This is a genomic window from Thiobacillus denitrificans ATCC 25259, assembly GCF_000012745.1.
Taxonomy (GTDB): domain Bacteria; phylum Pseudomonadota; class Gammaproteobacteria; order Burkholderiales; family Thiobacillaceae; genus Thiobacillus; species Thiobacillus denitrificans_B.
On the sequence record NC_007404.1, the window covers coordinates 17,234 to 40,654 of the forward strand.

The following is a 23,421-nucleotide window of genomic DNA, read 5'->3' on the forward strand; positions in this document are numbered from 1 at the left end:
GGTGCTGCGCTGGTTGGCCGGCGCGCTGCTCGCATGCTGGGTCGGGCTGGCGTCGGCGGACGGCCGCAGTGCGGTCAAGGAAGCTTCGGTCCATGCCACCGCGCAGGGCCACGCGCTTGACGCCGATATCCGGGTCGCGCTCAATCGCACGCTCGAGGACGCGCTCGTCCGCGGCATCGACCTTCACTTCGTGCTCGAACTCGAGGTGACCCGGCCGCGCGACTGGTGGTTCGACGCCGACGTCGTCGAGGCCGTGCGCAAGCAGCGCCTCTATTACCACCTGCTGCTGCGGCGTTATATCGTCGACTCGGGCTACCGGACGCGAACGGCGGCGACGCTCGACGAAGCGCTGGCCCTGCTCGGCCGCGTCGACGGCTGGCCGGTCGCCGAACGCGGCACGCTCGTGCCCGGCCGGCGTTACGAAGGCCGCCTGCGCCTGCGTCTCGACAGCAGCCAGTTGCCCAAACCGCTGTCGATCGGCGCGGTCGCTGGCGACCGCTGGGAGTTCGCGACGCCCTGGTACGCGTGGTCGTTCGAAGCGCCCTCACCGCCGCCGCCTGCTTCTTCCTCGCCGACCCCGTCGGCCTCGCCCGCCACGCCCTGATGCGCCGTCTGATCGCAGTCGTTCTCGTCGTGGCCGTCATGCTGCTGGCGTTCCTGTTCAACGCGAGCCGTGGCAGCAGTGCTTTTTCCGACACGCTGCCGACGCTGTTCGTCGGCGGCGGCCTGCTCGGCGCAGCCCTCCTCGCGCTGCTGGTCTGGCGCCTGTGGTGGCTCCGGAAACGGATTCGCCGCGGCGTCTTCGGCGCCAAGCTGACGCTCAAGCTGCTGCTCATGTTCGGGGTCGTCGCGACCCTGCCCGGCCTGGTCGTCTACGGCGCTTCGGTGTTCTTTCTCAATCGCTCGATCGAGACCTGGTTCGACGTGCGCGTCGACAATGCGCTCGCGTCCGGCGTCAAGCTCGGACAGGCCGCGCTCGACGACCTGCTGCGCGATCTCGAACTCAAGGCGCAACGCATGGCGCTCTCGCTTTCGGACGAGGGCCCGGGCTCGATCATCACGAGTCTGTCGACGCTGCGCGAACAGAGCGCGGTACAGGAGCTGACGCTGTTCGACGAACGCGGCGGCGTCATCGCGCACGTCAGCGGCGACCGCGGCCTGCTTCCCGTGTTGCCCGAGCGCGGCGTGCTCTGGCAGGTGCGGCAGGAGCATCCGTACAGCCGCATCGAGGAGGTCGCCGACCGCGGCCTCGTCATGCACGTCATCGTGCCCGTTTACACCAGCGCGCTGACCGGCGAGACGCGCGTGCTCCAGCTCGTGCAGCCGGTGCCGTCGACGCTCGCGCGCGACGCCCAGGCCGTCCAATCGGCGTACAAGGAGTACCAGGAGATCGCGGTCTCGCGCCTCGGGCTCAAGCGCATCTATGGCGTTGCGCTTACGCTCACGCTCATGCTCGCCCTGCTGCTGACCTTCGTCATCGCCTACCTGCTGTCGGACCGGCTCGGTTCGCCGCTGCGCACGCTCGCGCGCGGCACGCGGGCCGTCGCCAAGGGCGACTTCTCGCAGATGCCGTCGGTGTCGAGTCGCGACGAACTCGGTGTGCTGATCCAGTCGTTCAACCGGATGACGCGGCAGTTGTCGGATGCGCGCGAGCAGGTTGCCGAGAACCATCGGCAGACCGAGCAGGCCAAGGCCTTCCTCGAGCGCGTGCTGGCGAACTTGTCGTCCGGCGTCGTCGTGCTCGACGACGCGCTGCGCGTGCGCACGGTCAATGAAGCCGCCGCACACATCCTCGGCGTCGACAGCGCGGCGCTCGAAGGACGATTGCTGACCGCGCTCGGACAGGACGCCGACGCGCTACACGGCTTCGGCGCCGCCGCCGCGACGCGCTTCGGCGAGCACGAAGGCGAATGGCAGGAGCAGGTCGGCTACGCCGGATCGGACAGCAGGCAGACCTTGCTGCTGCGCGGCACCCGTCTGCCGTCGGGCTACGAGCGCGGCTACGTGCTCGTGTTCGACGACGTGACCAAGCTCATCGACGCCGAACGCAACGCGGCGTGGAGCGAAGTCGCACGGCGTCTCGCGCACGAGATCAAGAATCCGCTCACGCCGATCCAGCTCTCGGCCGAGCGCATCGCGCGCAAGCTCGGCGGGCGGCTCGAAGCGCAGGACGCCGACTTCCTCGCGCGCGCGACGCAGACCATCGTCAATCAGGTCGCTGCGATGAAGAACATGGTCGACGCGTTCGCCGGCTATGCACGGATGCCGCGCGCGCGGCTCGAAGCGCTCGATCTCAATGCGCTGGTGCGCGATGTGCTGAGTCTCTACGACGCCAAGGCGCTCGGCCTGCAATTGCATCTCGGCGACGACCTGCCGCAGGTCGCAGGCGACGCGACGTTATTGCGTCAGGTGATACATAATCTGATGCAAAATGCGCAGGATGCGCTAGCCGGGCACGTCTCGCCGCGTCTGGACGTGGAGACACACCTCAAGAAGAATCAGACAGTGAGTTTGACAGTGACAGACAATGGAGCCGGCTTCCCGGAGCACCTGATGACGCGGCTGTTCGAGCCTTATGCAACGACCAAGGCGAAGGGAACGGGCCTTGGCCTCGCCATCGTCAAGAAAATCGTGGAAGAGCACCACGGCAAGATCCAGATCGAGAACCTCAAATCGGGCGGGGCGGCGGTCCACATCACGCTGCCGGTCCATGCGGCTGCAGGAGAGAACACGTGAGCGGGCATATTCTCGTCGTCGACGACGAAGTGGGCATACGTGAGTTGTTGTCCGAGATCCTGACCGACGAGGGCTACGACGTCCATCTCGCCGAAAATGCCGAAGCGGCACGCGCGTTTCGCGCGCAGCGCCGCCCCGACCTCGTGCTGCTCGACATCTGGATGCCTGACACCGACGGCGTGACCCTGCTCAAGGAATGGGCCGGCGGCGGGCAACTGACGATGCCCGTCGTCATGATGTCGGGCCACGGCACGATCGACACCGCGGTCGAGGCGACGCGGCTCGGCGCTGCCGACTTCCTCGAAAAGCCGGTAGCGCTCGCCAAGCTCATCGACACCGTCAACAAGGCGATCAAGCGCGGTGTCGCGCTGCCGCGGCGCGCGCCGAGCATGGACCTGTCCGCGCTCGGTCGCAGCACGCTGATTGCCGAACTCAAGAAGCGCCTGGCGCAGATCGCCGGCAACACCGCGCCGGTCCTGTTGCTCGGCGAGGCCGGCAGTGGCTTCGAGATCTGCGCGCAGTTCCTGCACCAGCCCGCGAGTCCGTGGATCGAGATCAAGGATCGTGCGCGCCTGGTGTCCGATCCACTGAGCTTCGTCGAAACGCTCGGCAACGGCACGCTGTATCTGCCCGAGGTGTGCGAGCTCGGCCGCCTCGAGCAGAAAGGCCTCGGGCTGCTGCTCGACCGCATCGAAGGCAGCGGCGCCCGCCTCGTCTGCGCGAGCAGCCGCAGCCTCGACGCGATGGTCGCCGCGGGCGAGTTCGACAGCCGGCTTTTCTACCGCCTTTCGAGCCTCGCGATCCAGGTGCCGCCGCTGCGCGAGCATCGCGAGGACATTCCGGACATTGCCAATTTCATGCTCGCGCAACTGGTCGAAGAAGGCGTCTGTCCGGTGCGCCGCCTGACCACGCCCGCGCTCAACCAGCTGCGCAACTTCGACTGGCCCGGCAACCTGCCGCAGCTCAACAACGCCGTGCGCACGCTCGCGGTCACGGCGCTGGCGAGCGAGATCGACGCGGTCGACGTCAACCGCGTGCTCGCGCCGATGAAGCACGCCGCGCCGGCCGTCGCCCAGGGCATTCCGCTTGACATCCCGCTGCGCGAAGCGCGCGACGCGTTCGAGCGCATGTATTTCGAGCACCTCATCCAGAAGGAAGGCGGCAGCATGACGCGGGTCGCGGACAAATCCGGACTCGAGCGCACCCACCTCTACCGCAAGCTCAAGCAGCTCAACATCCGCCACGGTCGTCGCCTGGACGAAGACCTGTGAAGGCGGGCAAACGCCCATGAAAATCATCATCCTCGGCGCGGGCCAGGTCGGCGCCAATCTCGCCGACAGCCTCGTCGCCGAAAACAACGACATCACCGTCGTCGACCTCGACGCCGCCCGCCTCGCGCTGCTGCAGGACCGCCTCGACCTGCGCACGGTGCTCGGCCATGCGGCGCATCCGTCGACGCTGAAGAAAGCCGGCGCGGACGACGCCGACATGCTCGTCGCCGTGACGCAGAGTGACGAGACCAATCTCGTCGCGTGCCGGCTTGCCGCGACGCTGTTCAACGTGCCGACGCGGATCGCGCGCATCCGCTCCAACGATTTTCTCGCGCTCGACGCGGGCTTTCTGGCCGAGCACTTCGGCGTCGACGACCTGATCAGTCCCGAGCAGGAAGTGACCGACACCCTGCGTCGGTTGATCGAGCACCCCGAGGCCCTGCAGGTCCTCGACTTCGCCGAGGGCAAGATCCGCCTCGTCGCCGTCCGCGCCTACCACGGCGGGCCGCTGGTCGGTCACGAGCTGCAGGACATCAAGCGCCACATGCCGAACGTCGATTGCCGCATCCCGGCGATCTACCGGCGCGACCGCGGCATCGTGCCCAAGGGCATCACGGTCATCGAGCCGGGCGACGAGGTGTTCTTCCTCGCGCGCAAGCAGGATATTCCCGGCGTCATGCGCGAATTGCGGCGCATGGAGCGCCCGGTCAAGCGCGTCATGATCGCGGGCGGCGGCAACATCGGACGCCGCCTGGCGGCGCGGATCGAGCGCGACTATGACGTCAAGGTCATCGACCACAACAAGGTCGTCAGCAACGCGCTGGCCGAGCGCTTGCACCACACGCTCGTGCTGCAGGGCGATGCGACCGACGAGGAGTTGCTCGAACAGGAGAACATCGAGTCGATCGATGTCTTTTGCGCGCTGACCAACGACGACGAGGACAACATCATGTCGGCGCTGCTCGCCAAGCGCATGGGCGCGCAGCGCGTGATCGCGCTGATCAACCGGGCGGCGTACGTCAATCTCGTGCAGGGCGGCGAGATCGACATCGCGATCTCGCCCGCACAGGCGACGGTCAGTCCGCTGTTGTCGAAAATCCGCCGCGGCGACATGGCCGCAGTGCACAGCCTGCGTCGCGGCGCGGCCGAAGTGCTCGAGATCGTCGTCCATGGCGACCTCAAGACGTCGAAGGTCGTCGGCCGGCGCATCGGCGACGTCGGACTGCCGGAAGGCTCGGCGATCGCCGCGATCATTCGCGGCGACGATGTCGTCATCGCCCATCACGACACGCTCATTGAGGCCGAAGACCATCTCATCGTCTTCGCGCTCAACAAGCGGATCATTCCGAAGGTGGAAAAACTCTTCCAGGTCGGCTTCGGATTCTTCTGATGCTGCTGTTCTCGCGGCTCGTTCCCGTGCTGCACGTGCTCGGGCTGGTGGTGCTGATCTTTTCGTTCACCATGCTCGTGCCGCTGGTGACCGCGGTATTCGGCGCCGACGCCGCGCAGCATGCCTTCGACGAGGCCTTTCTGATCACCTTGGGCTTCGGCGTCGCGTTGTGGGCTGCCGGGCGCCGCTGGAAGCGCGAGCTGAAGCCGCGCGACGGCTTCCTGCTGGTGATCCTGGTGTGGACCGGCCTGCCCGCGTTCGCGACCTTGCCGCTCCTGATCTACGCGCCGCAGATGAGCTTCACCGACGCCTACTTCGAGATGATCTCGGCGCTGACGACGACGGGCGCGACCGTGATGAGCGGGCTCGATACGCTGCCGCCCTCGCTCAACCTCTGGCGCCATCTGCTGCAGTGGCTCGGCGGCATGGGCATCATCGTGCTCGCGGTCGCGATCCTGCCGCTCCTCGGCGTCGGCGGCCGACAGCTCATGAAGGCCGAACTGCCCGGCCCGATCAAGGACAGCAAACTCACGCCGCGGATCGCCGATACGGCGAAGCTGCTGTGGGCCGTCTACGCCGTCCTGACAGGGCTGTGTGCGAGCGCGCTGAAGCTTGCCGGCATGAGCTGGTTCGACGCCGTCTGCCATGCCTTCGCTGCGCTGAGCCTAGGCGGATTTTCCACGCACGATGCGAGCGTCGGGCACTTCGATTCGCCGCTGATCGAGGGGGTGCTGATCGTCTTCATGCTCGCCGCCGCGGTCAATTTCGTCACCCATTTCCTGGCCTTTCGGCACAGGAGCCTCGTTCCCTACCGGCGCGACCCCGAGGCCTTCGGTGTGCTCGGGCTCGTAATCGGGAGCATCCTCGTCGTCGCCGGCTACATCTGGCATGCCGGCGCGTACCCCGACTACCTCACGGCGCTGCGTCACGTCGCGTTCAACCTCGTCTCGCTCGCGACGGACTGCGGGTTCGCGAGCACGGACTACGGCGTGTGGCCGATGTTCGCGCCGATGTGGATGCTGTTCCTGTCCTGCGTGACGGCGAGCTCGGGCTCGACGGGCGGAGGCCTCAAGATGCTGCGCGCCGTGTTGATGTTCCGCCAGGGCATGCGTGAACTCGAGCGCCAGCTGCACCCGGCGGCGCGCCTGCCGATCAAGATCGGCGGCCATCCCGTATCGAACCAGATCGTGTTCGCCGTGCAGGCCTTCGTCATGATGTACGTCGCGACCGTGATCGCGATGACGCTCGTGCTGCTCGCGAGCGGACTCGACTTCGTCAGTGCGTTTTCGGGCGTCGTCGCCTGCCTCAACAACGCCGGGCCCGGTCTCGCCGAACTCGGACCGGCCGGCAACTACGCCGGCCTCGACGACTACCAGACCTGGGCGCTCGCGCTCACGATGCTGCTCGGGCGGCTCGAGCTCTTCACCGTCTTCGTCCTGCTCACGCGCCGCTTCTGGCGGACCTGAGCGCACACGGCTGGTAACATCGCGCTTTCCGCGTTGTCCGCCCGCACATCCGTGTCCGCGATCCTGCCCGTCATCCACATCCTGTCGAAGGTATTGATGCTTTTTGCATTGGCCTTCGCGTTACCGCTCGGGATTTCGGTCGCGCTGGAGGATGGTGCCGAGCGGGCCTACGACGAAGCCATCGCCATCGCGTTCGTCTCGGGGCTCGTGCTCTGGATGCTGTCACGCCGGGGTCGGCGCGAGCTGCAGACCCGCGACGGTTTCCTGCTCGTCGTTCTGATCTGGGCGGTGCTGCCCCTGTATTCGGCGGTTCCGCTGCTCGTGTACATGCCGGAACTAAGCTTCACCGATGCCTATTTCGAGGCGGTCTCGGGCCTGACGGCGACCGGCGCGACCGTGCTGTCCGGCATCGATGACCTGCCGCCGTCGATCAACATCTGGCGCACCCAGATGCACTGGATCGGCGGCATGGGCGTGATCGTCCTCGTGGTCGCCGTGCTCCCCATGCTCGGCGTCGGCGGACGGCAGCTGTTCAAGGCTGAAACGCCGACCCCGATGAAGGACAGCAAGCTCACGCCGCGCATGGCCGAGACGGCCAAAGGGCTGTGGCAGGTGTACGCGGCGATCACGCTCGTCTGCATGGGCGCGCTGTGGCTCGGCGGCATGAGCTGGGTCGACGCGATCGTCCATGGCTTCAGCGTCATGGGGCTCGGTGGCCTGTCGTCGCACGACGCGAGCATGGCCTTTTTCGACTCGGTGCTGCTCGAGGTCATCGTCATGGTGTTCGCGCTGATCGCGGGCATCAGCTTTTCCACTCATTTCCTGGCTTTCCGCACCCGCAGCCTGCTGACTTACCGCGTCGATTCGGAAATCCGCTGGTATTTCGCGGTGCTCGCGCTCAGCGTCGCCGGCCTGACCTGGTTCCTGTGGGCCAAGGGCTTCTATCTAGACCTCCCCGAAGCGCTGCGCTACGCCGCGTTCAACACGGTTTCGGTAGCGACGACGCTCGGATTCTCGAACACCGACTACAACGTCTGGCCCTACTTCGCCCCGCTCTGGATGCTGTTCCTCTCGAGCTTCATCGCGAGTTCGGGCTCGACCGGCGGCGGCATCAAGATGCTGCGCGCCGTGCTGCTCTACAAGCAGGTCTACCGCGAGATGATCAAGCTCGTTCACCCCAACGCCGCGATCCACACCAAGCTTGGCCGCCAGCCCGTGCCGAACAAGATCATCTACGCCGTGCTGGCTTTTCTGTTCATCTACGTCGCCTCGGTCGTCATTCTCTCGTTCATTCTCTCGGCGTCGGGGCTCGACGTCTTCACGGCCTTTACGGCCGTCGTCGCGATGGTCAACAATACCGGGCCGGGACTCGGCCAGGTCGGCCCGGCCAGCACCTACGCGGTGCTCAACGATTTCCAGACCTGGGTCTGCGCCTTCGCCATGCTGTTGGGGCGACTGGAATTCTTTACGCTGCTCGTCGTGCTGACCCCCGTTTTCTGGAGGAAGTGAATGTCCGCGATCGAGAAATTCGAATCGATGCTGGTGCAGGGCCGCGACGGCGCGCTGCTGCGTTTTTCGCTCGGCAACGAATATCTGAAACAGGGCGAGCCGCGGCAGGCGGCCGAGCATCTGCGCCGGGCCGTCGAGCAGGATCCGAAATACTCGGCGGCGTGGAAACTGCTCGGCCGGGCGCTGGCCGAGGCCGAGGCGTGGGACGAGGCGCTCGCGGCCTACCGGCAGGGAATCGACGTCGCCGAGGCGCGCGGGGACAAGCAGGCGGCCAAGGAAATGGGCGTGTTCGTGCGCCGGATCGAGAAGCAGCTTGGGTTAAAATCGAACGACTAAATTCGGAAGGAGCAGGCAAATGACGCGGATGGTGAACTGTGTGAAGCTCGGGCGCGAAGCGGAAGGCCTCGCCTTTCAGCCGGTCCCGGGCGATCTCGGCAAGAAGATTTTCGAGAACGTATCGAAGGAAGCCTGGGCCGGCTGGCAGCGCCACCAGACCATGCTGATCAACGAGAACCGGCTCAATCTCGCCGACCCGCAGGCGCGGAGCTATCTGATGGAACAGATGGAGCGCTACTTCTTCGGCGGCGGCAACGTCGACGCGGCCGCAGGCTACGTTCCGCCGACCCGCTGAGGCGCGGGCGAACGAAAAGGGCTCCCCGCGGGGAGCCCTTTTCGTTGGCAGGCGGCGCTAGAGCACTTCCTTTTCGATTTCCTCGAGCGAGGTGTGGCGCACGTCCTTGCCCTTGACCATGTAGACGACGTATTCGGACATGTTCTTGGCGTGGTCGCCCATGCGCTCGATCGCCTTGGTCACGAACAGGATGTCGATGAAGACCGAAATCGTGCGCGGGTCTTCCATCATGTAGGTGATGAGGTGGCGCAGATTGAGGCGGAACTCCTCGTCGACCGACTGGTCTTGGCGTGCGATCTCGACGGCCTTGGTCGCGTCGAGCCGGGCGAAGCTGTCGAGCGCCTTGCGCAGCATGTCGAGCACGAGCTCGCCCATGTATTTCACCTCGGAAAAGCGCGGCAGGCTGATGCGTTCGGCTTGGTGGATGAGTCGCGCCATGCGCGCGATCTTGGCCGCTTCGTCACCGATCCGCTCGAGGTCGGTGATCGTCTTCACGACCATCATGACCATGCGCAGGTCGGAAGCGGTGGGCTGGCGACGCGCAATGATGTGGGTGCAATCCTCGTCGATCGAGACTTCGAGCGCGTTGACGCTGTGGTCGCTGGCGTCGACGCGCTCAGCCAGGTCCATGTCGCCGGAAACGAGCGCCTCGATCGCGTTGGTGATCTGTTCTTCGACCAGGCCGCCCATTTTCAGGACGTTCGCGCGCACGGCCTCGAGCTCGGCGTCGAATTGTTTGTAGGTATGTTCGGTTGGCACGGTGCTGTCCTCTCCAGGAATCGTTTTTCATTATATGCCGCGTGTCATGACGCTGGCATGTCCGCAGCCCGCTCAGCGGGCCTTGAACGGGATCGCGTAGCGGCTGCCGTCGATCTCGAGCGTGAGGATCCAGTCGCGTCGGCCGCTCACACACGCGGGCAGCGTCACCCGGGCGGAAAAGCCGTTTCCGGCGGCGCGATGGAGGTCGTAGCGGTTGAAGCCCATGTCCATGCCGACCATCTGGAATTCCGCGCTGCCGTTTTTCGCGGCGTGGGCGGTGACGTGCAGTTCGAAGGCTTCCATCGGCGCGGGCTGGGTCGAGAACGTCACTCGTGCCGGCGCGCCGTGGTGCGTGAACGGGCAGCCGGCGAGCGGGTTCGCGCACGCGACGGTCTGCGCTTCGAGGGGCCGTTTCATCCAGTAGCCGACGACCGCAACGCCGAGTAGTGCGACGACCAACAACAGCGGCAGGAGGACGCGCTTCATGTCCAGGCCCCGCGCAGCAAAGCGACACCGTGCGCGCCGCGCGTGCGAGCCAGCGCGACGTCGTCGCGCGCTAGCCCGCCGAGGCCGTAGACCGGGATCGGGCTCGCCGCCGCGAGCGCGGAAAAGCGCGCCCATCCGAGCGTCGGCGCGCCCGGGTGGGTGAGTGTGGGCAGTACGGGCGAGAGCAGCGCGAAGTCGGCGCCGATCGCTGCCGCCTGCGCCAGTTCATCCGCATCGTGGCACGACACGCCGACCCATTCGCAATCGGGCCGCACGCTGCAGCGGGCTGCGGCGGCGGCGTCGAGGTGGACGCCGTCGGCATCTGCGGCCTGCGCGAGATCGGCGCTGCCGTTCACCAGTACGCGCGCGCCATGGCGGCGCGCGCGGCGGACCGTTTCGCGCGCGAGATGGAGGCGCTCGTCCTCGGGCAGGGATTTGTCACGCACCTGGATGAGCCGCAGGCCCTCGGCGAGCGCGACGTCGAGCCGGGCGAGAAAGCTGTCGGCGCCGAGGGTCTCGGCCTGGCTGATGCCGAGCACCGGCGGCAGCGACAAGGCTTTCACGATCGGAAAATTGGCGGGCAGGAGCGGCGTCACTTCGACCGCTTCGGGCCGCTGCCAGGAAAAGACCTGGCCTTCGTGCGGGTGCGGCGTGCCCTGCCACGCGAACACGCGAAAGAAGTTCAGCCGCACCGTCGCGTGGGGATATTCGAACACGCGGGTGATCCAGCGACAGTCGGCGCTGACCGTGATCCCGAGTTCCTCGCGCAGTTCGCGGACGAGCGCGTCTTCGAGCGTTTCGCCCGCCTCGACCTTGCCTCCCGGGAATTCCCAATGACCGGCGTATACCTTGCCCGCGGGGCGTTGCGCGAGCAGCACGCGGCCGTCTGGCTGGGTCAGGACCGCGGCGACGACCTCGACGACGGCCGCGTTCATCGCCTGCCCACCCAGTCGCGCGCGAACTGCGAGGCGACCCGCCCGTTGCGCGCCCCGCGGCCCTGCGCCCATTGCAGCGCGGCACGCTCGAAGCCTGCGTCGAGAGTTCCGCCGAGCGACGCGACCCAGTGGCGCGCGATCGCGAGGTAGGTGTCCTGGTCGATGACGTGGAACGAGACCCACAGCCCGAATCGATCGGACAACGAAACTTTTTCCTCGATCGCTTCGCCCGGGCGCACCTCGCCGCCGAGATAGCTCGTTTCGAGATTTTCCGCCATGTACTCGGGCATCAGGTGGCGCCGGTTCGAGGTCGCGTAGATCAGCACGTTGTCGCTCGGGCCCGCGAGCGAACCGTCGAGCGCGGCCTTGAGGCTCGCGTACCCGGCCTCGTGCTCGGCAAAGCTCAGGTCGTCGATGAAGACGATGAAGCGGTAGCCGTCCGCTTCGGCGAGCACCTCGAAGAGGTCGGGCAGGCTGGTGAGCCCCGCCTTGTCGACTTCGATCAGGCGCAGCCCCTGGCCGGCGTACTCCGCGTGAACCGCCTTGACCAGCGAAGACTTGCCGCAGCCGCGTGCGCCGGTCAGCAGCACGTTATTGGCAGGACGGCCGGCGACGAACTGTCGCGTATTGGCGTCGACACGCTGCTTCTGCGCGTCGATCGCAAGCAGATTTGCAAGCGCGACGCGCTGCGGATGGGCGATCGGTTTGAAGCGCGCGCTCGGCGCGAGCCAGCGCGCGGCGGCGACGTCTTTCCAGTCCAAGGCCGGCGGCGCCGCCGGCCCGTCGAGACGATCGAGCAGCCGCTCGATGCGCGGAAGAAGCGAAGCGAGATCGGTCATCCCGAAATTCTAGCGTCCGCTCGGCGAAAAAATCGGCTTTCGATGTGCGGCATGCCGCGCGCGCCGTGCCGGAAGGGAGCCGGCTGCACGCTCAGGTGCGATATTCCGCGTTGATCTTCACGTAGTCGTACGAGAAGTCGCAGGTCCACACGGTGGCGCGGGCGTCGCCGCGCGCGAGCGATACGCGGACGGTGATCTCGGCCGCCTTCATGACCGCCGCCGCCGCGGCTTCGCTGTAGCCTGCGGCACGGCCGCCCGCTTCGGCGACGAGGACGTCGCCGAGCCACACTTTGAGCGCGTTGACGTCGAGGTCCTGGACGCCGGCGTAGCCGATCGCGGCGAGGATGCGGCCGAGGTTCGGGTCGCTCGCGAAGAACGCGGTCTTGACGAGCGGCGATCGCGCGATCGCGTAGGCGATCTGCTTGCACTCCGCCCGGTCGCGCCCGCCTTCGACGGCGATGGTCATGAACTTCGTCGCCCCCTCGCCGTCGCGCGCCATCGCCTGCGCGAGCTCGATCGCGACGTCGGCGAGCGCCGCCTTGAGCGCGGAATAGTCGGTCCCTGCGTCGGCGATCTCGGCGTTGCCCGCCTGTCCGGTGGCGATCAGGATGAAGCTGTCGTTGGTCGAGGTGTCGCCGTCGACCGTGACGCAGTTGAACGAAACGTCCGCAACGTCACGCACCATGCGTTGCATGAGGGCGGGTGCGATCGCGGCGTCGGTGGCGACGAAGCCGAGCATGGTCGCCATATTGGGGTGGATCATGCCGGAGCCCTTCGCGATGCCGGTGACCGTGATCGTCCTGCCGTCGATCTGCAGTTGCCGCGATGCGCCCTTGGCGACGATGTCGGTCGTCATGATCGCGGCGGCAGCTTCGCTCCAGTGCCCGGCCGCGAGGTCGGCGTGCGCCGCCGGCAGCGCTGGCAGGATCTTGTCGATCGGCAGCGGCTCGAGGATCACGCCGGTCGAAAATGGCAGGACCTGGGTGGCGTCGACGGCGAACAGATCGGCGACCGCGGAACAGGTCCGGCGCGCGCGGTCGAGGCCTTCGTCGCCCGTACCCGCGTTGGCGTTCCCGGTATTGATCACGAGCGCGCGGACGTCGCCGCGCGTCAGATGTTCGCGACACACGGTGACCGGCGCGGCGCAGAAACGATTCTGCGTGAAGACCCCAGCGACGCGGCTGCCTGGCGCGAGTTCGATCAGGGTGAGGTCGCGTCTGCCCGCTTTCTTGATGCCGGCTGAGGCGATGCCCAGACGGACGCCGGGAACCGGCAAAAGCGAGGCGGGGTCGGGTGCGACAAGATTGACGGGCATGGCGGCGTACCGGGAGGCAAAACCGCTATTTTATGCGGGCGGCTGGCGCCCGGCTTCAAGGTGTGCGGCCGAGCAGCCAGTTCAGGGCGCGGCGAAACTCGGGCCGCCACGGCCAGACCGGATCGAGTTCGATCGAGCGCGCGAGGGCGGCGAATGCAATGAGCGTGAAGACGAGAAAAAGCGTTTGCGAGACGCACTGTCGCGGGGTGAGCACGCCGAGCGGAAGGTCGAGAAAGCCGGGGACGTAGAACAGGCTGGCAAACGCCGCAAAAAGCAGGGCCGGGCCGAGGTACATGATGTCGTCCGCATTGTTGTTGGAGTTGTAAGGACGAGCGAGCAACGGGCGTGCCAGAACACGGCCGGTGACGCAACACAAAGCGTCCCGGCCGGTCAACGGTAGGGACAGTAACGGCGCTGTAAACTTATCCGACAGCTATTTCTCGAGTGGCGCGGTCGCCAGCTTGCGCAGAATCTCGTGCGAGAGCGAGTAGAACTGCGGCGTCGGGCCGAGATCCTCGTAGATCGGATCGCCGTAGTCGTCTTCGGCAATCACACGGTTGCCGGGAACGTAGGGCATCGCGACCTCGAGTTCGTCGAGCGCGGCCCGAATCAGGTCGGCCATGAGTTGGCTGTCGCTGCGACCCGGGTACATCACGTGGAGGGCTTCGATCCGTGCCGCGTCACGCAGTGGCAAGTGCACGGTGTACGCACGCACGTCGGTGCGCGCGTGCCCCTCCCTGCTCCAGCGTTGGATGAGTTCGGCGATGCGCATGGGGCTCTACCTTGCGTCACGATGGTTGTGTTATAGCAGAGCGATTCCCAACACAAAGCGGGAATCATTTCGCGCGCCAGACCAGGGTGCGATTGTTCGCCGGCATCGCCACGTCACGTTCGAGACGCAGTCCCTGCGCACGCGCCAAGGCATCGATGGCCTCGAAGTCGCGCACGCCGGACGCGGGGTCGCGCGCCTTCAGCCAAGCGTCGAAACGCGCGTTGCTCTCGGACGTGTAAGTGCCGCCGTAGTTGAAAGGACCGTAGACCGCGAGCACGCCGCCCGGCTCGAGCACCGCGCCGACGCCGACGAAAAATTTTTCGACCTCGGGCCAACTCATGATGTGCAGCGTATTGGCCGAGAACACCGCGTCGTAGCGCGCGCGATGCCAGGAATCGTCGTTGACGTCGAGCGCGATCGGCGGCAGCGCATTGGGCGCCGCGGCGTCGGCCAGCCATTGGCGAATACCCGCGTGATGCGCGACGACGTCGGCTGTCTGCCAGCTCAGATGCGGCAGTTCGGGGGCGAAATAGACCGCGTGCTGCCCGGTGCCGCTGCCGACCTCGAGCACGCGCCGGCGGTCGGCGAACCACTCGCGCAGGACCGCGAGGATCGGTGCGCGGTTCTGCACGCAGGATTCTGCAAAAGGTTTGTCGCTCACGGGCGTGGCTCCAGGAAGGAAAGCGGGTTGGCGACGTCGGTGTCGACCTCGACCAGGCGGCCGTCGGCGAGCAGCAGCACGGCATGGACCGGTTTGTGCGGATAGAGCGCGGCGAGCAAGGACCGATAACCGGCGAGTTGCGCGCGATGCGCCTCGGCGAGCGCGGTGTCGGACAGCAAACGGCTCTGCTCGCCCATCTTGTAGTCGACGAGCCAGACCGCGTCCTCGCCCTCGACGACGCGGTCGGCGCGCTGCAAGCGCCCGTCGCGGTCGAGCAGCGCGAGCTCGTTGTATGCGCGCCGATAGCGTGCCGGGTCGAACAGATGCGCGAGTTCCGGCCGCGCGAGGAGGGCGCGTGCCTCGGCTTCGATCCGCGCGTGTTCGCGCTCGAGCCCGAGATGCATCGCGAGTTCGGCGAGCTTGCGCGGCGCGCCGGGCGGTGCGTGGACCTCGAGACAGGCGTGGAAAAATTCCCCGCTCGCCGCCGCCGCGTTGTGCCCCGGCGAGGCGACACGGCGGCCGATCGGCGGCGCTTCGATCGGGGTCCGCAGCTCGATGTTGTGCGTCCCTGCCTCGGCGGCGACGGGCAGGTCCGCCGGCAGGTCGAGCGCGTGCCAGGCCGCTTCGACGCGCTGGACCCAGGCGTTCTTGCCGGCGTCGCCGCTGACGATCAGGGCCTGTTCGGCGCGCGTGAGCGCGACGTAAAGCAGATTGTCCGCTTCGCGTTCGGCGAGCGTCTTCTCCTCGTCGAACGAGCCCTGTCTGCCCGCGCCGCGCTCGTCCTGTTTGCCGAACAGCGAAAAATGCAGCGGCGCCGGCGCGTCCGGCGGCCACGGCGCGAGCACGCCGTAGCTTTCGCCGTGCGGACGGTCGCTGCCGCCGAGCAGCCAGACGATGGGCGCCTCGAGGCCCTTCGCGCCGTGGATGGTCAGGAGCCTGACCGCGTCGGCGCCGTCGGCCGCGAGGCCTTCGTCGGGCGACGCGTCGGCGTCGTCGATGAGCGACGCGAGCTCGCGCACGAAGCCGGCGAGCGTCGGATAGCGGCCGGCGTCCTGGGTCAGGGCCAGTTGCATGAAGGCGCGCAGGTTGGCTTCGACCTGGGGCCGCCGTGCCGGCGGCACCGCGGCGGCGTAGCGTGCTTCGACGTCCCCTTCGCAATAGATGTGGTCGAGCAGGTCGTGCACCGGCAGCGTGCCGCAGCGTTCGCGCCAGCGCGGCAGAAGCCGCGCCGCGCGGGCGGCTTCTGCCGTGGCGTGGGGCGCCTCGGCGAGCGCCAGCAGGCGTTCCCAGCCGCGCGCACCGGCGTCAGGCTGCGGGGCGAACACGCTCAGCAGGTCGTCGTCGCTGCAGTCGAAGATCGGGCTCTTCAGCACGTGTGCGAGCTTGAGGTCGGCGTGCGGCAGCAGCAGGCATTCGATGAGCGCGACGAGGTCGCGTGCCTCGAGCGCGTTCAACAAGCCGCCGCGGCGCGAGGTGATGTAGGGGATGCGCGCAGCCTCCAGTTCGCGTTCGTAGACGTGCAGGTGGGTGCGCTTCTTGACCAGTGCGATGACGTCGCGCGGCGCCGCGGCCCGCGACGTGCCCTTGTCGATGACGCCCCAGCGGCCGAGGATCTCGTCACGCAGGGTACGGGCGAATACGCGGGCCTCTTCGTCGACGACGCGGTCCTCGGCCTCGGTCCGCGCTGTCGTCAAGGGATTGCGCAATCCCCCTGCGGTGACCGGCTCGGTTTTCTCGACCTGCAGCGGCAGTACGCGCAGCGCGCCCGGGCGCTCGGCGTTTTGCGGCGCGTGCCGATGTTCCGCGAAGCCCGTGACGCCGGCGAACACGGGGTTTAGGGCGGCGACGACAGGCGGCGCGAGCCGCCGCGTCATGTCGGTGCTGAAGCGGGCGGCTTCGAAATGACTGTGCAGAAAGTCCGTCGCCGCGTCGAAGACGCGTGCCTCGCCGCGGCGAAACCGGTAGATCGCCTGTTTCGGGTCGCCGACCATGAAGACCGTCATTTCGCTCCCGCCGCCGCGCGCTTCGAGCAGCCAGGTCGAGAGCGCCTGCCATTGCAGCGGATTGGTGTCCTGGAATTCGTCGAGCAGCAGATGGCGGTAGCGCGCGTCGAGCTTCATCGCCAGCGCCGGCGCGTATTCCTCGCTCATGAGCAGCTGACAGCCGAGCCACTCCGCGTCGGCGAAGTCGATCACGCCCTGCCGTCGCTTCGCATCCTGATAAGCCGTGAACAGGGCATGGCCGAGCAGCAGGCCATGGCGATTGAGCTCCCGGATGCGCAAGTCCGTCTGGTGGCGGGCGAGCGCTTCGAGCGCGTCCTCGACGCTGGCGTAGTCGCGCAAGAACGTGTCGGCCTCGGCGCCGAGCGCGGCGAGTGTCGATGCATTCGCTTTTTTGGCCAGACGTTCGCCGTCCTTCTTCAGGATCAGTCCGCGCAGCTGCACGACGTCGGCGGCGTCGATCGCTTCACGGATGGCCAGCGCCTTCTTGCGCTCAGTCTCGCTGCCTTTCTCGAGCGCCTCGCCGAGCCGCCCGACGCGTGCGCGCAGCGCCGGATCGGCCCAGAACGCCGCGACCGGATCGGCGTCGAGCTCGCTCTGCAGGCAATGCTGCAATTCTCCGAGCGCATAGCCGACCGGGTCGGCCTGATCGCGCGCGAAGGCCTGCCATTCGATGCGCGCGGCGATGAAATTGCGCAGCAGCGCGCGCAGATTGTGCTCGCCGAGCGAAGCGAGCAGCGCGAGCAGCGCTGCGCCCTCCGGCGAGGCAGGCGCGGCCGCCCAGCGCGCGAACAGGCGCTCGCGCACCTCGTTCAGCAACTCGCTTTCGCGTTCGAGCAGCGGCGCGCCCCAGGGCAGGCCGGCCTCGAGCGGCGCGCGCTTGAGGAGGTCGAGAAACCAGCCGTGAAACGTCGTCACCGTCGGCCCGGGCTGCGCGCTCAGTACCGCTTCGAGCAGTCCGCGCGCGCGTGGCAGCAGCGCGTCGATCTCGTCGGCCGGCACCTCGCGTTCGCGCAAAAAAGCGCGCACGGTCGCGTCGTCCGCGAGCGCCAGCACGCGCAGCCATTCGTGCAGGCGATCGGTCATTTCCTGCGCCGCCTTGCGCGTGAAGGTGATCGCGAGCAGTTCCGACGGCGCCGCGCCGGCGAGCAGCAGGCGCAGCATGCGCGACACGAGAAGCCAGGTCTTGCCGCTGCCGGCGCAGGCTTCGACGACCGCCGAACGGTTGGGCGAGAGCGCGATGGCGGCGTCGAGCGCTTCACGCATGCCACATGCCCTTGCGGCACAGGCCGCGCACCGCGCAGTACCGGCAGTCGGCCTCGACCCCGCCCGCCGGTAGCGGCGCGCCGGCGGCGAGCGCCGCGAGCAGTTCGGGCAGACGGCGGCTGATTGCGTCGACGTCGGTCTCGCCGTCGAGTTCGAGCGGGGCGACGGGCGCTTCGTTGATCGGCAGGTAGGCGGCGCGCGCGTTGCACAGCCAGGCATAGAACGGCAGCTGCACGGCTTCGTCCGGCATCCTGAGCTTCTTCTTCAGGCCTTGCGCGCTGCCGGTCTTGTAGTCGATCACGGCGAGCGCGTCGCCGCGGCGGTCGACGCGGTCGACGCGGCCGTGCAGCGTGACTTCGCCGAGGCCGGCGACCGCGACCGCGACCGCGAACTCCGATTCGCTCGACGCATGGCGCCAGCCTTCGCCCGCCCACTCGAGCCAGGCGTCGACGTAGGCCGGCGCGATCGCGCTCCACTTGCTGCGCCAGGCCGCGGCCGTATACGCGGGCAGCGCCGCGAATTCGGCCTCCGCGCAGGCGTCGAGCAAGGCCAGCGCCTGCGCGGGATCGTGCGGCGGGTCGCCGTCGTGGAAGCGCTTGAGGATCCGGTGCAGCGCGTTGCCGTAGTCGCTCTTGTCGAGCGCATCGTCGGCTTCGTCGAGTTCGCGGATGCCGAGTACGGCGCGGGCGAAGAAATGGTAAGGACAATCGAGCAGTGTCTGATAGGCCGTCGGCGAATAGCGCCGCGGCAGTCGCGCAGCGGGCACGACCGGCGCCGGGCGCGTGCAGCGTCCGGGCAGCGTGCTCGCCCGGGCGGGCGGCTCGCCGATACCCTGCTCGGGCAGGGCGCTGCTCCACGCCGCGAGGTGCAGGGCCTGGAGGCGCAGAACGAGCGGCGACGCCGGGTTGGGCTCGTCGTCGTTCCATGCGCGCCAACTCAGGAGTGCAGGTCCCTGGCCGAGCAATGCGATGAGGTCGGTGACGGCGTCGGCGGCGTCGTCCGCGCTCGTGCGCAGACCGAGCTGGCGGCGCGTGGCTTGCGAAAACAGGCCCGGCGTGGGTAGTGCGGGCAGGTGACGGGCGTCTGCGCCGATCACCGCGATGGCATCGAAGCTGCGTCCGCGCGCGGCGGGCAGCGACGTCAACACGATCGGGCTGTCGACGCCGGCGTCGACGAAGCTCGCCGACTCGAGTGCGAGACCGAGCCAGCGCCGCCATTCGTTGAAGTCGTATTTTTCGGAGTCTTGCGCGAGATCGCGACCGAGTGCGGCGAGCGTCTCCAACACGCGGGCGCCGGCGGCGTCGGCTTCGAGCGGTGCCCGGGCGGCGAGCTGGTCGAGGCTGTCGGCGAGTCGCTGCAGCCAGAGCGCGAGCGGGGCGGAGGTGCGGGCAAAACGCTGGCGTGCGTCGAACAGCGAAGCGAGCCATGCGGGGAGCGCGCCGAACTCCTGCCGCGCAACGCGCTCGATGTCGGCTGCGCCCTGCGCCACCCGCTGGCGGCGCAGCGCGAGTTCGAGCTGCAGAACCTGGTCCTGGCGGGCGGCTGGATCGTCAAGCACGAAAGGCGACTTGAGCAGGTCGAGCAGCTCGACGTGCGGAAAGTCGCTGGCCACGCATTCGAGCCAGCGGTCGACGACCGCGGCGGCGACCGTCGTCGAAAGCGCCCAGCCGGTTTCGTCGGCGACGAGAACGTCGAGGCGTTCGAGCAGCGCGCGTACCCGGCGGGCGGTTTCGCGGTCGAGCGCGATCAGTGCGAGCGCCTGCCTGCCCGCGCGCAGTTGCGCGGCGACCCAGCTCGCGACGGCGCGCGCCTCCGCTTCAAGATGCGGTGCGGGCGCCACGGTGATCTGCTCCACCACGGGCGAGTCGGCGAAGCGCGTGGCGAGCGCCGTGGCGCGTGCCTGCAGCGGCGGCTCGGTGGCGAGCCAGGCCTGCCGCAGGGTCAAGGCGACGGGGTCGTCGGCGTCGCCTTCGTATAGGGTCAGCGGCGCATGGTCGGCGCAACGCGCGAGAAAGGCCTGCTCGCCGCCGCTGAGCGGGCCGAGCGCGTAGCCGAAGATCGGCCGCGGCGCGCGGGTGAGGTCGGCAGCGAGCGCGTCCAGCGCCGCGGCGTAACGCGCCTGCGGGTCGTCGCCGCCGGCGTTGAGCGTCCGCCAGACGGCCTCGATGAGCGCGACTTCACGCTCCGGCGAGACGTCCGGCGGAAGGTCGAGGACGGGCTGCCCGGTTGCGCCCGGCGCGCGCGCGGCCGACAGCTCGTCGATGAGCCGCAGCAATTCGTTCGCCAATGCCCACTTGTCGACCGAACCGAGCCAGTCGCTGTGGCGCAGGGCCGCGTGCAGCCGCGCGAGTCGACGTGCCTGCGGCTCGGCAGCAGCTTCGGCGAAGCGCTCGGCCCAGGCCTTGAGGGGCGTGATCTGCGGGGCGACGAGCGCTGCGCGCCCGGCTTCGCGCGCCAGCGCCCGGGCGAAGTCGAGTCCGGCGCGATGGTTGGGGACGAGCACGACGACGCCCGAGAGATCGGGCAGACGATCGGCGTAGAGGTCCAGCAGACGGCGGGCGACGCCTTGCAGCGGCGCAGGGCGGCCCGGGGGGAGCGGTCGGCTCAGCGTTCCAGGTATTTGATCTTGTCCTTGACTCCGGCCCATTCGTCCGCGTCCGGAAGCGGGTCATGGCGCTCGACGATGACCTTCCATGCCTTCGCCAGCTCGGCGTTGAGCGCGATATAGGCGCGCTGGTCGTCCGGTACGTCGTCCTCGGCGTAGATGGCCTCGACCGGACATTCGGCGACGCACAGCGTGCAGTCGATGCACTCCTCCGGATCGATGGCGAGGAAGTTGGGGCCTTCGTGAAAGCAGTCCACCGGACAGACATCGACACAATCGGTGTACTTGCACTTCACACAGGCGTCGGTGACAACGTAAGTCATTCGTGTTTTCCCAGATTATTGAGGAAAAGCGCGGGTTGCTTGCGCCCCGCGATTTTGATGTAGCATATCGGCACAAAACCGAATTTTCCAGCTTTACCGTCTGCTTTAGAACTGTCCAGGCCCTGTCCGGCCCCACGTCCCCACCTCATCAATTAGGAGCTTCACCAATGAGCGAACATGTTCATTACATTTCCGACGATTCATTCGAACAGGAAGTGCTGCAGGCCGGCGTACCCGTTCTGGTGGACTACTGGGCGGACTGGTGCGGCCCCTGCAAGATGATTTCTCCGATCCTCGACGAAGTCGCCAAGGAATACGCGGGCAAGCTCAAGGTCTGCAAGCTCAACATCGACGAGAATCAGGCGACGCCTCCCAAGTTCGGCATCCGCGGCATCCCGACCCTGATGATCTTCAAGAACGGCAACGTCGAAGCGACCAAGGTCGGCGCGCTGTCCAAATCCCAGCTGACCGCTTTCGTCGACAGCAACATCTGATCCATGCCCTGCTCGGACGCATTGCCCCGCGAGCGCTCTAAGCCCGCAGCGTCGTCCGCATCCGTTCCCCCCACACGTCCGGCTCTTTCAAGCGAGCCCAGTCAGGCCTCCCCCATGCACCTCTCCGAACTCAAGCAAAAGCCGATCACCGAACTGCTCGAAGTCGCCGCCGCCCATGGCATCGACAACGCGAACCGGTTTCGCAAGCAGGAACTGATTTTCACCATCCTGAAGACGCTCGCGAAGCGTGGTGAAAGCATCTACGGTGACGGCGTGCTCGAAGTGCTGCCGGACGGCTTCGGCTTCCTGCGCTCGCCCGAAACGTCTTACCTCGCGAACACCGACGACATCTACGTGTCGCCGTCGCAGATCCGCCGCTTCAACCTGCATACCGGCGACAAGATCGAGGGCGAGATCCGCACGCCCAAGGACGGCGAGCGCTATTCGGCGATGACCAAGCTCGACCTGATCAACGGCGAGCCGCCCGAGGCCAGCAAGAACAAGATCCTGTTCGAGAACCTGACCCCGCTGCATCCGGACAAGCCGCTCAAGCTCGAGCGCGAGATCAAGGCGGAGGAGAACATCACCAGCCGCGTGATCGACATCGTCGCGCCGATCGGCAAGGGCCAGCGCGGCCTGCTCGTCGCCCCGCCGAAGTCCGGCAAGACCGTGATGCTGCAGCACATCGCGCACGCGATCAGCTCCAACCATCCCGAGGTCGTGCTGTTCGTGCTGCTGATCGACGAGCGCCCCGAGGAAGTGACCGAAATGAGCCGCACCGTGCGCGGCGAAGTCGTCGCGTCGACGTTCGACGAGCCCGCGAGCCGCCACGTGCAGGTCGCCGAGATGGTGATCGAGCGCGCCAAGCGCCTTGTCGAGCACAAGAAGGACGTCGTGATCCTGCTCGATTCGATCACCCGCCTCGCGCGCGCCTACAACACGGTCCAGCCGGCGTCCGGCAAGGTGCTGACGGGCGGTGTCGACGCCAACGCCCTGCAGAAGCCGAAGCGCTTCTTCGGCGCCGCGCGCAACATCGAGGAAGGCGGCAGCCTGACGATCCTCGCGACCGCGCTGATCGAAACCGGCAGCCGCATGGACGACGTCATCTACGAGGAATTCAAGGGCACCGGCAACCTCGAGATCCACCTCGATCGCAAGATGGCCGAGAAGCGCCAGTACCCGGCGATCAACGTCAACCGCTCCGGCACCCGCCGCGAGGAACTGCTGATGCCGCACGACATCCTGCAAAAGGTGTGGGTGCTGCGCAAACTGCTCTATCCGATGGACGACATGGAGGCGATGGAATTCCTCCTCGACAAGATCCGCGCGACGAAGAATAACGGCGAGTTCTTCGATTCGATGCGGCGGGGCTGACGCCGCGAAGGAATCGCCTCCCTGTCGCGCCCGCTCCGGGTCGCACGTGCCGAGGCTCCTCCCTCCGCGAGCGCACACTCCGGCGATGGAATTCCTCCTCGACAAGATCCGCGCGACGAAGAACAACGGCGAGTTCTTCGATTCGATGCGGCGGGGCTGACGCCGGGAAGGAATCGCCTCCCTGTCGCGCCCACTCCGGGTCGCACCGCAAAGCTTGATCAAGCCGGCGGGAGCCGCTATACTCCCGCGTTCTCCGAATTCAACCCGCTAAGGAATTGCCATGAAAGCCGGCATCCACCCCGACTACAACGAAGTGACCGTGACCTGCTCGTGCGGCAACACCTTCGTCACCCGCTCGACGCTCGGCAAACCCGCCCTGCACGTGGAAGTCTGCGCGTCCTGCCATCCGTTCTACACCGGCAAGCAAAAGATCGTCGACACCGCCGGCCGCGTCGAGAAGTTCCGCCAGCGCTACGGCATGAAGTAAGCCAGGCGCGCGCCCAGGTCCAGGTACTATGCTCAAAGCGGCTTCGGCCGCTTTTTGCATTGTTGCGGCAAGCCAGCGTTTATCATTGCGTTCCGGACGAAT

General features: G+C 67.3%; 22 protein-coding genes. 11 read left to right on the top strand and 11 right to left on the bottom strand.

What is annotated here, in order from left to right:
• Position 1 precedes the first annotated feature (1 nt).
• From TBD_RS00075 to TBD_RS00110, 8 genes are read left to right on the top strand one after another with little or no spacing between them, the layout of a single operon-like run.
• Positions 2-604: a DUF4390 domain-containing protein gene (locus TBD_RS00075; RefSeq protein ID WP_011310530.1), complete on the top strand. Its 603-nt coding sequence runs from the start codon at positions 2-4 to the stop codon at positions 602-604.
• Positions 526-2,736 (top strand): sensor histidine kinase, encoded by a 2,211-nt coding sequence (locus tag TBD_RS00080; RefSeq protein WP_238376467.1) that lies wholly within the window; start codon positions 526-528, stop codon positions 2,734-2,736. Before TBD_RS00075 ends, TBD_RS00080 begins: the two co-directional genes overlap by 79 nt.
• Positions 2,733-4,007, top strand: coding sequence for a sigma-54-dependent transcriptional regulator (locus tag TBD_RS00085; RefSeq protein WP_011310532.1), 1,275 nt, complete (start codon positions 2,733-2,735; stop codon positions 4,005-4,007). The genes TBD_RS00080 and TBD_RS00085 overlap by 4 nt, the downstream gene beginning before the upstream one ends.
• A 16-nt stretch (positions 4,008-4,023) precedes the next feature.
• Positions 4,024-5,397 (top strand): Trk system potassium transporter TrkA, encoded by a 1,374-nt coding sequence (gene trkA / locus TBD_RS00090; RefSeq protein WP_011310533.1) that lies wholly within the window; start codon positions 4,024-4,026, stop codon positions 5,395-5,397.
• Entirely contained in the window at positions 5,397-6,863 is a 1,467-nt protein-coding gene (locus tag TBD_RS00095; protein ID WP_011310534.1) for a TrkH family potassium uptake protein, read from the top strand. The genes trkA and TBD_RS00095 overlap by 1 nt, the downstream gene beginning before the upstream one ends.
• A 51-nt stretch (positions 6,864-6,914) precedes the next feature.
• On the top strand, positions 6,915-8,372 hold the full coding sequence (locus TBD_RS00100) for a TrkH family potassium uptake protein (RefSeq protein WP_011310535.1): 1,458 nt from the start codon (positions 6,915-6,917) through the stop codon (positions 8,370-8,372).
• Complete coding sequence (locus tag TBD_RS00105) at positions 8,373-8,708, top strand: tetratricopeptide repeat protein (protein ID WP_011310536.1); 336 nt, start codon at positions 8,373-8,375, stop codon at positions 8,706-8,708. It begins immediately after the preceding gene.
• 19 nt (positions 8,709-8,727) lie between these two features.
• Positions 8,728-9,003: an oxidative damage protection protein gene (locus TBD_RS00110; protein ID WP_011310537.1), complete on the top strand. Its 276-nt coding sequence runs from the start codon at positions 8,728-8,730 to the stop codon at positions 9,001-9,003.
• Positions 9,004-9,060: 57 nt separating this feature from the next.
• Here TBD_RS00110 and phoU read toward each other — a convergent pair whose 3' ends face one another.
• The 11 genes from phoU to fdxA all read right to left on the bottom strand — a co-directional run bounded on the left by phoU (position 9,061) and on the right by fdxA (position 20,964).
• Positions 9,061-9,762, bottom strand: coding sequence for a phosphate signaling complex protein PhoU (phoU, locus tag TBD_RS00115; RefSeq protein ID WP_011310538.1), 702 nt, complete (start codon positions 9,760-9,762; stop codon positions 9,061-9,063).
• A 72-nt stretch (positions 9,763-9,834) separates the two neighbouring features.
• Positions 9,835-10,248: a hypothetical protein gene (locus TBD_RS00120; RefSeq protein ID WP_011310539.1), complete on the bottom strand. Its 414-nt coding sequence runs from the start codon at positions 10,246-10,248 to the stop codon at positions 9,835-9,837.
• Positions 10,245-11,183 carry a Nudix family hydrolase gene (locus TBD_RS00125; protein WP_011310540.1) on the bottom strand — a complete coding sequence of 313 codons (939 nt, stop codon included), beginning with the start codon at positions 11,181-11,183 and terminating at the stop codon, positions 10,245-10,247. Before TBD_RS00125 ends, TBD_RS00120 begins: the two co-directional genes overlap by 4 nt.
• Positions 11,180-12,022 carry an ATP-binding protein gene (locus tag TBD_RS00130; protein ID WP_011310541.1) on the bottom strand — a complete coding sequence of 281 codons (843 nt, stop codon included), beginning with the start codon at positions 12,020-12,022 and terminating at the stop codon, positions 11,180-11,182. The genes TBD_RS00125 and TBD_RS00130 overlap by 4 nt, the downstream gene beginning before the upstream one ends.
• A gap of 91 nt (positions 12,023-12,113) precedes the next feature.
• Positions 12,114-13,337 carry a bifunctional glutamate N-acetyltransferase/amino-acid acetyltransferase ArgJ gene (gene argJ / locus TBD_RS00135; RefSeq protein ID WP_011310542.1) on the bottom strand — a complete coding sequence of 408 codons (1,224 nt, stop codon included), beginning with the start codon at positions 13,335-13,337 and terminating at the stop codon, positions 12,114-12,116.
• Between the two features lie 55 nt (positions 13,338-13,392).
• Positions 13,393-13,677, bottom strand: coding sequence for a hypothetical protein (locus tag TBD_RS00140; RefSeq protein ID WP_238376468.1), 285 nt, complete (start codon positions 13,675-13,677; stop codon positions 13,393-13,395).
• 93 nt (positions 13,678-13,770) lie between these two features.
• Positions 13,771-14,109 (bottom strand): hypothetical protein, encoded by a 339-nt coding sequence (locus TBD_RS00145; RefSeq protein WP_011310544.1) that lies wholly within the window; start codon positions 14,107-14,109, stop codon positions 13,771-13,773.
• A gap of 64 nt (positions 14,110-14,173) precedes the next feature.
• Positions 14,174-14,770: a DUF938 domain-containing protein gene (locus tag TBD_RS00150; protein ID WP_011310545.1), complete on the bottom strand. Its 597-nt coding sequence runs from the start codon at positions 14,768-14,770 to the stop codon at positions 14,174-14,176.
• On the bottom strand, positions 14,767-18,036 hold the full coding sequence (locus TBD_RS00155) for a UvrD-helicase domain-containing protein (protein WP_011310546.1): 3,270 nt from the start codon (positions 18,034-18,036) through the stop codon (positions 14,767-14,769). Before TBD_RS00155 ends, TBD_RS00150 begins: the two co-directional genes overlap by 4 nt.
• Positions 18,029-20,683 carry a PD-(D/E)XK nuclease family protein gene (locus tag TBD_RS00160; protein ID WP_081429983.1) on the bottom strand — a complete coding sequence of 885 codons (2,655 nt, stop codon included), beginning with the start codon at positions 20,681-20,683 and terminating at the stop codon, positions 18,029-18,031. Before TBD_RS00160 ends, TBD_RS00155 begins: the two co-directional genes overlap by 8 nt.
• The gene (gene fdxA / locus TBD_RS00165) at positions 20,641-20,964 is read right to left on the bottom strand and encodes a ferredoxin FdxA (protein ID WP_011310548.1); all 324 of its coding nucleotides are present in this window, start codon (positions 20,962-20,964) and stop codon (positions 20,641-20,643) included. The genes TBD_RS00160 and fdxA overlap by 43 nt, the downstream gene beginning before the upstream one ends.
• Positions 20,965-21,131: 167 nt before the next feature.
• Here fdxA and trxA point away from each other — a divergent pair, with 167 nt between their 5' ends.
• The 3 genes from trxA (at position 21,132) to rpmE (ending at position 23,319) form a co-directional block, all read left to right on the top strand.
• On the top strand, positions 21,132-21,458 hold the full coding sequence (gene trxA / locus TBD_RS00170) for a thioredoxin TrxA (protein ID WP_011310549.1): 327 nt from the start codon (positions 21,132-21,134) through the stop codon (positions 21,456-21,458).
• A 114-nt stretch (positions 21,459-21,572) separates the two neighbouring features.
• Positions 21,573-22,832, top strand: a complete 1,260-nt coding sequence (rho, locus tag TBD_RS00175; protein WP_011310550.1) for a transcription termination factor Rho — start codon at positions 21,573-21,575, stop codon at positions 22,830-22,832.
• A gap of 280 nt (positions 22,833-23,112) precedes the next feature.
• A complete protein-coding gene (rpmE, locus tag TBD_RS00180) occupies positions 23,113-23,319 on the top strand; it encodes a 50S ribosomal protein L31 (protein ID WP_011310552.1) in 207 nt (68 codons plus the stop codon).
• Positions 23,320-23,421: the final 102 nt, after the last annotated feature.